Source organism: Streptomyces sp. NPDC005799 (genome assembly GCF_040630525.1).
Lineage (GTDB): Bacteria > Actinomycetota > Actinomycetes > Streptomycetales > Streptomycetaceae > Streptomyces > Streptomyces griseorubiginosus_B.
Window position 1 is genome coordinate 128,736 of sequence record NZ_JBEXXQ010000027.1, and the last position, 7,136, is coordinate 135,871.

7 protein-coding genes and 2 pseudogenes are annotated in these 7,136 nt (G+C 69.0%); 5 read left to right on the forward strand and 4 right to left on the reverse strand.

Annotation, left to right across the window (positions count from 1 at the left end; all coding sequences use genetic code 11):
* Positions 1 to 5: 5 nt before the first annotated feature.
* Complete coding sequence (locus ABZ453_RS26190) at positions 6 to 809, forward strand: nuclease-related domain-containing protein (protein ID WP_359018240.1); 804 nt, start codon at positions 6 to 8, stop codon at positions 807 to 809.
* Between the two features lie 319 nt (positions 810 to 1,128).
* Here the strand turns inward: ABZ453_RS26190 and ligD are convergent, their stop codons facing one another.
* Positions 1,129 to 2,010 carry a non-homologous end-joining DNA ligase gene (gene ligD / locus ABZ453_RS26195; protein WP_359018242.1) on the reverse strand — a complete coding sequence of 294 codons (882 nt, stop codon included), beginning with the start codon at positions 2,008 to 2,010 and terminating at the stop codon, positions 1,129 to 1,131.
* Between the two features lie 61 nt (positions 2,011 to 2,071).
* On the opposite strand from ligD, the gene ABZ453_RS26200 reads away from it, so the two are divergent.
* Positions 2,072 to 3,175, forward strand: a complete 1,104-nt coding sequence (locus tag ABZ453_RS26200; RefSeq protein ID WP_359018244.1) for a Ku protein — start codon at positions 2,072 to 2,074, stop codon at positions 3,173 to 3,175.
* Positions 3,176 to 3,294: 119 nt separating this feature from the next.
* On the opposite strand, the gene ABZ453_RS26205 is transcribed toward ABZ453_RS26200, so the two are convergent.
* Complete coding sequence (locus tag ABZ453_RS26205; RefSeq protein WP_356773005.1) at positions 3,295 to 3,450, reverse strand: DUF6131 family protein; 156 nt, start codon at positions 3,448 to 3,450, stop codon at positions 3,295 to 3,297.
* Positions 3,451 to 3,614: 164 nt separating this feature from the next.
* Here ABZ453_RS26205 and ABZ453_RS26210 point away from each other — a divergent pair.
* Positions 3,615 to 3,740, forward strand: a pseudogene (locus tag ABZ453_RS26210) (alpha/beta hydrolase); the annotation flags it as partial.
* A 218-nt stretch (positions 3,741 to 3,958) separates the two neighbouring features.
* Here the strand turns inward: ABZ453_RS26210 and ABZ453_RS26215 are convergent.
* Positions 3,959 to 4,354: a glycosyl hydrolase gene (locus ABZ453_RS26215; RefSeq protein WP_359018246.1), complete on the reverse strand. Its 396-nt coding sequence runs from the start codon at positions 4,352 to 4,354 to the stop codon at positions 3,959 to 3,961.
* 462 nt (positions 4,355 to 4,816) lie between these two features.
* On the opposite strand from ABZ453_RS26215, the gene ABZ453_RS26220 reads away from it, so the two are divergent.
* Positions 4,817 to 5,992 carry a hypothetical protein gene (locus ABZ453_RS26220; RefSeq protein ID WP_359018248.1) on the forward strand — a complete coding sequence of 392 codons (1,176 nt, stop codon included), beginning with the start codon at positions 4,817 to 4,819 and terminating at the stop codon, positions 5,990 to 5,992.
* A 95-nt stretch (positions 5,993 to 6,087) separates the two neighbouring features.
* Here ABZ453_RS26220 and ABZ453_RS26225 read toward each other — a convergent pair.
* Positions 6,088 to 6,291 (reverse strand): annotated as a pseudogene (locus ABZ453_RS26225) (regulator); the annotation flags it as partial.
* A gap of 609 nt (positions 6,292 to 6,900) precedes the next feature.
* On the opposite strand from ABZ453_RS26225, the gene ABZ453_RS26230 reads away from it, so the two are divergent.
* A partial coding sequence (locus ABZ453_RS26230) for a hypothetical protein (RefSeq protein WP_359018250.1) occupies positions 6,901 to 7,136 on the forward strand: 236 nt, incomplete at its 3' end.

Here is a 7,136-nt window from a genome sequence, read left to right on the forward strand (position 1 = left end):
GGTGCATGAACGGACTGCGCGTCATACCGACCTGGAGGCACGGTCAGGAACGGCTGTACGTGTGCCGCACGGACGGACACAACGTCGCCTGGTACGACCGTGAGGCGGCCAGGATCAACCTGCTCAGCGAGGAGGAGCGGGAGGGGGTACTGCACGCCCTGGGCCCCTTCCTCACCGGCCCGGTGGCCGTCGGGCCGCCCTCCGTGCCCACCCCGGCCGAGCTGGCCCGTCTCTCCCTCCACCCGGACGACGACCTGGCGCCCAACCGCCCCGGCGAGGCGCTGCTGGTCGCCCTGGACCGCGACCCCGCCCCGGCACACCGGCTGCGACCGGACCCGCGCCGGCGCGCGCTGGCCGCCGAGCAGGCGGTCGGCGAGGCCCTGGACCGTCTCGACGGCGCGGGCTGGCACGCCCTGCACTCCGTCCCGCTGCCCGGCGGTGACCGCATCCACCACCTGGCGATCGGCCCCGGCGGCCTGTTCGCCGTCCACACCGTCCACGCCCGCAAGCAGCGGGTGACGGTCGCGGACCCCATGGTCACCCTGGGCCGCCGCGACCCCCACCCGCTCCTGCGGCGGGTCCGCGCCGACGCCGACCGAGCGTCCTACGCGCTCACGGCCGAGGTCCACCCGGTCCTCGCCCTCTTCGAGCCCACCGACGTGACGGTCACCGTCTCGCTCCGCGACCTCCGCGTTCTGAAGGACACGGAGACCGAGGGCCTGGCCCGCACGGGCGGCGTACTCAAACCGGCGGACGTGGAAGCGCTGCATGCGATGGCGCGGGACCGGGGGACGTGGTCGCGGGTGTGACAGACGGCGACGGGCCGTGGCGGTGGGGGCCGCGGCGGTGGGGTGCCGGCGGAGACGGGCCGAGGCGGTGAGGGGCCGTGGCGGTGGGTGCCGCGGCGGTGGGGTGCCGGCGGAGACGGGCCGAGGCGGCGACGGGCCGTGGCGGTGGGGTGCCGAGGCGGTGGGGGACCGGCGGTGAGGGGCCGAGGCGGTGAGGGGTGACGCCCGGTGGCGACCCGGCCGGGCGGTGACGCTGAGGCCTGCCGTTTCCTGGTGCTGCGCCCAAGCCCGTTCGGCTGAACGGCGTCTGCCGTTGCAGGGCGTCGGCGCCCAAGGGATCTCAGGGGAGGGATCCGGCGGAGTCCGGGTCGAGCAGGGGGGCCAGCAGGTCGCCGTAGTCCTGGATGCGCGGAGCGATGTCCTGGGCGTGGAAGGTGAGTCGGCTCGGTGCGCCGCACTCCTCGACCTCGCTCCAGGTCACCGGCGCGGAGACGGTGGGCTCGGGGCGGGCCCGCAGCGTGTAGGGGGTGGCGGTGGTCTTCCGGGCCGCGTTCTGGCTCCAGTCGACGAAGACCTTCCCCGGCCGCAGACTCCGCGTCATCCGGTGCAGCACCCGCCGCGGCATGGCCCGCTCGGCCTCCACCGCGAGCTGCTTCGCATAGTCGCTGACCTGCTCGGACGGCGTCGGCCGGACCGCGGCGAGCAGATGCAGCCCCTTGGACCCGGAGGTCTTGGCGCGGGCCTCGATCCCGTCCGCCGCGAGCCGCTCCCGCAGCCACACCGCGACCTCGCAGCACTCGACGACGGTGGCGGGCGGACCCGGATCCAGATCGAACACGATCCGGTCCGCGACCCCGGGGTCCTGGACGACCCACTGCGGCGTGTGGAACTCGGTGACCAGATTCGCCGCCCACATCAGCGACGCCAGATCCTGGACGAGCACCATCCGCGCCGGCCCCTCCATCCGCGGCACCTCGGCGGTCGTGACCCAGTCGGGCGTACCGGGCGGGACGTTCTTGGCGAAGAAGACCTGCCCGCCGGGCCCGTCCGGATAGCGCAGGAAGGACACCGGCCGGTCCCGCAGATGCGGCAGCAGCACCTCGGCGCTGGTGGCGTAGTAGTGCAGCACCTCGCCCTTGGTGAACCCGGTCTCCGGATAGAGCACCTTCTCCAGGTTGCTGAGGGCGAGCCGTCTGCCCTCCACCTCCGTGATGGGCGTCATACGATGAGAATCTCACGCAAACTGGTGTGTAACGGCTGAAAGCGACCGAAAGGGTGCTGCGGTGAGGTCCATATGGAACGGCGCCATCTCCTTCGGCCTGGTCAGCATCCCGATCAAGCTGGTCAACGCCACCGAGAGCCATTCGATCTCGTTCCGCCAGATCCACACCGAGGACGGCGGCCGCATCCGCTACCGCAAGGTCTGTGAGCTGGAGGAGAAGGAGGTGTCCTCGGCCGAGATCGGCAAGGGCTACGAGGACGCGGACGGCACGATCATCCCCATCACCGACGAGGACCTCTCCCACCTTCCGCTCCCCACGGCCAAGACGATCGAGATCGTGGCCTTCGTTCCGGCGGACCGCATCGACCCCCTGCAGATGGACGCGGCGTACTACCTGGCGGCGGGCGGTGCCCCGGCCGCCAAGCCGTACACCCTGCTGAGAGAGGCCCTCAAGCGCAGCAACAAGGTGGCGATCGCGAAGTTCGCGCTGCGCGGCAAGGAACGGCTGGGCATGCTGCGGGTGGTCGAGGACGCGATCGCCATGCACGGCCTGCTCTGGCCGGACGAGGTGCGTGCACCCGAAGGGGTCGCGCCGGACACCAAGGTCACGGTCAACGACAAGGAACTCGATCTGGCGGACGCCCTGATGGACACCCTCGGCGAGATCGACCTCACCGAGCTGCACGACGAGTACCGGGAGGCGCTCGAGGAGGTCGTGGCCGCGAAGGCGGCGGGCGAGGCACCCCCCGAGGCCCCGGAGGCGGCCCCCGGCGGCAAGGTCCTCGACCTGATGGCGGCCCTGGAGAAGAGCGTCCGGGCGGCGAAGGAGTCCCGGGGCGAGGAACCGGCCAAGGCCGGTGCGGAGGCGGAGGACGCGGAGGTGACACACCTCCCGGCCCGGAAGTCGGCGCGAGCGACGCCCAAGCAGACCTCGGGCCGGAAGTCCACGTCGACCGCGAAGAAGACGGCCGCCAGGAAAACCACCGCTGCCGCGAAGAAGTCGACGGCAAAGTCGACGCAGGGGACGAAGAAGACGGCGACGAAATCGACGGCGAAGTCCGCGGAGAAAGGGACCACCGCCAAAACCGCAGCCAAAACCACCGCCAAGAAAACGGCGACGAAAACGGCAGCGAAAAAGACGGCGGCCCGAAAGCGCTCCGCCTGATCAGTTCGCCGGCTGATCAGTGCGTCTCATCAGCACACCTGATGCGCACACCCGATGCGCAGGCCTGATCAGCACACCTGATGCTCGCGTCTCCTCGTCCCCAGGCGTCCGCTGCGCATTCACCAATAGTGTCGACGACCGGCGACGGCGTGACCCATGGACCCCATGAGCCAGAGGGCGGCGCCGACCACCAGCAGGATGATCCCGAGGGTCCACAGGATCGAGACGCCGGTCAGAAAACCGACTATGAGAAGGATGACGCCCAGAGCGATCATCATGGCCTCCTATACGGGTTACCACTCTTGCTCTCCCGGTTACCCCCAAAAAGGCGATCAACCGCTTGCCTTTCTCACAGGCTTTCGGCGAGGTGTCCGAGGCCCGGTCGGGGGACCCGGAGGCGGTTCACAGGATGCGGACGGGGTTTGAGCGACTGCCGGGCATGGACATCGTGCGCAGAAACCATGTGACCGTCATCGGCGACGCGCAGGTGCCGACGGTGGTACTGGCTCACGGCTTCGGCTGCGACCAGAACATGGGGCGGCTCACGGTGCTCGCCCTGGCCGAGCACCGTGAGCCCGCAGCGATCCAGGGCGCCCGCCGCTTCTCGGCAACGCCCAATCGGTACGCCGTCACCAGGTCCCCCACCAGCAGAGTGGGCCCCACCGCGGCCGCCCAACATCGCTGACGCCGACTGAGGTTGCCGCACTCCGCCGCGGTGCACACCAACGGTGCGAGCCATGGAGAGGCCGTGCCCACACCCCGAACTGAGGGTCTCGCGACGACCTAGTACCAACGGGTGCAGGCGATCTCCGCCCGGTTCCCCGCCTTGCCGCACGCCCGCATCACGTACCCGGCATCGTTGTGGGCGACGGTGTACGTCTCGCGACGGCCTCGCGGGATCCTGGTCACATCCAACTGCTTCCAGGTCTGCCCCCTGTTGGCGGACCAGTCGACCCAGACCGCGTCGCCAGGCGAGCCGTTGGCGATGTGGCCCCAGGCGCACCGGGTGCCCCTGTGATAACGCAGTTCGATCTTCCGCCACCAGACCCCGGCGGTACCGGCCACCGACGTGTAGCGCGGGTCCCACGCGTTCGGGTTGCCACCCGCTGGACAAGTCCACCAGTTGGCCGCGGCGGCCGGTGTGGCACCACCGATCGGCACAACGATCGCTGCACTCATCACCAACGCCCAGACAAGGCTGATCGCTCTACCTCGACGCAGTCGCACACGTGACATTCCGGTCCTCCCCCTGCCCTTACCGCCCGAACTGGACGGAAGTATCCAGGATGTCCGTCCCAGGAGCCGCTGTCTCCAGGCGAGAGCAGGCGCACGGACGTATGGCCAGGAGCGTGAGCCGGAGGGCGCGCTCCTGTGTACCTACGCGTGGCCACCGGCGTCCGACCAGCTTGTCCGCGGAGGCAGGCGCCCCCTGCAACGCCGAATATGGGCAGGTCAGCGACGAAGCGTCAACCATCGCAAATGGCGACATCGGAGCGCGGCTGGCGTTCCCCAGAGGGATCGCGAGACGGATGAGGCATGGGGCGTGCAACTGTTCGGGACTGTCAGGAGTCTAGGGAGCGAAGGGGTGTTCCTCTGGAGAACACCGTCCGTTTCGCTGGCGTTCCAACAGAGGTTCTCTCCATGCCGATGCCCCCGCACAGCCGTCGCGCCTCCCGCGCTTCCTTTGCCGCCCTCGGTGCTGCCGGCTTGATCGTGCTGGCGGGGGCTCCCGCCGCCTTCGCCGATGAAACCGGACCCGCCCTGGTCGTTGGAGGCATCAGACCGATCGACGGGATGAAACCGGGGAGCACCTTCGATGTGCCGGTCACCGTGGCGAACAAGGGCACCACAACCGCTGAGAAGGTGTGGGTCACCTACGCCGTCACCCGAGGGCTCGACTACGCGGAGGTTCCCTCCAACTGCCAGACACAGCACATCCTCCCCTACGACGAGTTGCAGGAGAGGTGGACCGCGATGTGCGCCTTCGACCAGCCGGTGAAGCCGGGCGTCGTCTACACGACCGAGACCCCTCTCCGTGTCAAGGTCCTGAATCGTGCACTCAAGGACGAACTGAACTTGCGTGTCGGGGAAGGTGATCCGTTGGCGGACGAGAACGGCAGTCCGCCGGTGCGGGGAACCGCACCGGCGGTGAAACTGGTCGAAAAGCAGTCAGGTGGCGAGGGGTCCGCGCCCTACGTCGCTGTGCCCGTCACCTCCGTCAACACGGCTGACTTCCAGGTGACGGGTGCCGCGTTGAAGGGGAGCGTAGGTGAAACGGTGACGATGAAGGTGGAGTTCATCAACGCCGGGCCCGCCTGGGTCATGACCAAGCAGGGGGAGCGGTCCGTAAGCGTGGTGATCACGCCGCCCGCCGGAACGTCCGTCGTCAAGCGCGGCATCTTCTGCCAGGCCAAGGGCAAGGCATACCACTGCGGCATGATCCAGCCGGCTCTCAACGAGGGCGGCCGACAGCCTTACACATTCCAGCTCAAGATCGACAAGCGGGTTCCACATGCCAAGGGTTCGATCGCACTGAGCACCGAACCGCGGCCATTCGACCCCGACAAGGCCAACGACAAGGCCGACATCACGCTGGACGTCACGGGAGGAGGGCCGACGGGCTCGACGGGCAGCTCGGGCGGATCGGCGGGCGGGTCGTCGTCGACCGGCGACGACGGCACCACGGCGAACGGCGGCAGCTTGGCAGCGACCGGGTCCACCGCGCTGCCGATCACGGGCCTGGCCGCCACGGCGCTCGTCACCGGCGCGGGCACGCTCGCCATCATGCACCGCCGCCGGACCCGGAACCTGCGCTGACGACCGTCCGACACGAGCGGGCTACTCGCCCCGAGCCACTCTTCCGGGACCTCCGTACCACCTTGAACCACGCCACCCGGTCCCGCTGCCACATTGCCAACTAGCGGCGCACGGGCCAGCGTCGCGGCCGGTCCATAGCGACCGACGAGCGTCCCCTGCCGAATCATGGCGGACAGGATGCTTCCGGCGAGCCGACGGTCGTTCGCGTCCTGGGCCAACGGGAAAGCCTGGAGCAAGTACCGCTGTGCCAGGCCCTGACGGCAGCCGTCGTACGACATCCGCCCCGCAGTGCGAGACGCCCTTGTTCGCACCGGCCTGGAGAAGGACTTCGCCTACCTGCGCCCAGAGAACCCCTCCCGACACGGCCCCCCGAACTCGGGCGAGTGTCCCCCGCCACGGCTGAGCGCCTCGCCGAAATCCTGCGTCTGGCACTCGCGAGCGGCCAAGCGGCCGGCGCTCTGACTGGTCAGCTTGTGTTGCTCGGGCTGGACTCGGACTTCCCCGGCCTGGTCGCCGACGTCAACGTTTTCGGTGACGGGCTGATGCAGCCCGGGTCCGTTCGTCCTGAGGCGGCTGTGCTGCTGGCGAGTCCGATTGCAGCGGGTCTGAACACGGCGTCAGGAGAACACGACGGCGGGGCACCCGACGTCTGCTCTGGTAGCGCCGGGGAGTCCAGGATTACTGCAGGTGTAGCCCATTCCTCGTCGTTCTCCGCACGATCTGGCACGGGTCTGACGCGACGTAGTAGCTGCAAGACCTGCCGCCTCCTCTGTCCCTCGAACGATTGCGGCGCAATCACGGTTCGTCCGATACGGCCGACCGCGCTTTCACCGTGGTTCCGCCGTGTGATCAGATCGGTCCGTACCAGCGGTAGCGGCTCGGGGAGGGGCCGCGGAGGAGGGGGAACCGTGATGCCCGCTGTCGGCCGAGAGACGACACAGCAGTGCCCGGAATGCGGCAAGCTGAAGATCTACGCCAAGTGCATCGACGGCCAGGAGCAGGAGATGAACGACCGGATCATGCAGGGTCTGGGGGAAAGGGACGACCTCAGTGGCTGTTGTCGTTCCGATCTTGAGGCTTGTCGATCGAACGGGAGTCCCGATCAGGTGATCGTGGAGTGCTCGGCGCATACAAGTAGGGCCTC

What these genes read in the sequence shown, in the direction of transcription:
- ABZ453_RS26190 (WP_359018240.1), top strand. Translation starts at nt 6, where the DNA reads ATGAACGGACTGCGCGTCATACCGACCTGGAGGCACGGTCAGGAACGG.
- ABZ453_RS26220 (WP_359018248.1), top strand. Translation starts at nt 4,817, where the DNA reads ATGCCGATGCCCCCGCACAGCCGTCGCGCCTCCCGCGCTTCCTTTGCC.
- ABZ453_RS26205 (WP_356773005.1), bottom strand. Translation starts at nt 3,450, where the DNA reads ATGATCGCTCTGGGCGTCATCCTTCTCATAGTCGGTTTTCTGACCGGC.
- ligD (WP_359018242.1), bottom strand. Translation starts at nt 2,010, where the DNA reads ATGACGCCCATCACGGAGGTGGAGGGCAGACGGCTCGCCCTCAGCAAC.
- ABZ453_RS26215 (WP_359018246.1), bottom strand. Translation starts at nt 4,354, where the DNA reads ATGAGTGCAGCGATCGTTGTGCCGATCGGTGGTGCCACACCGGCCGCC.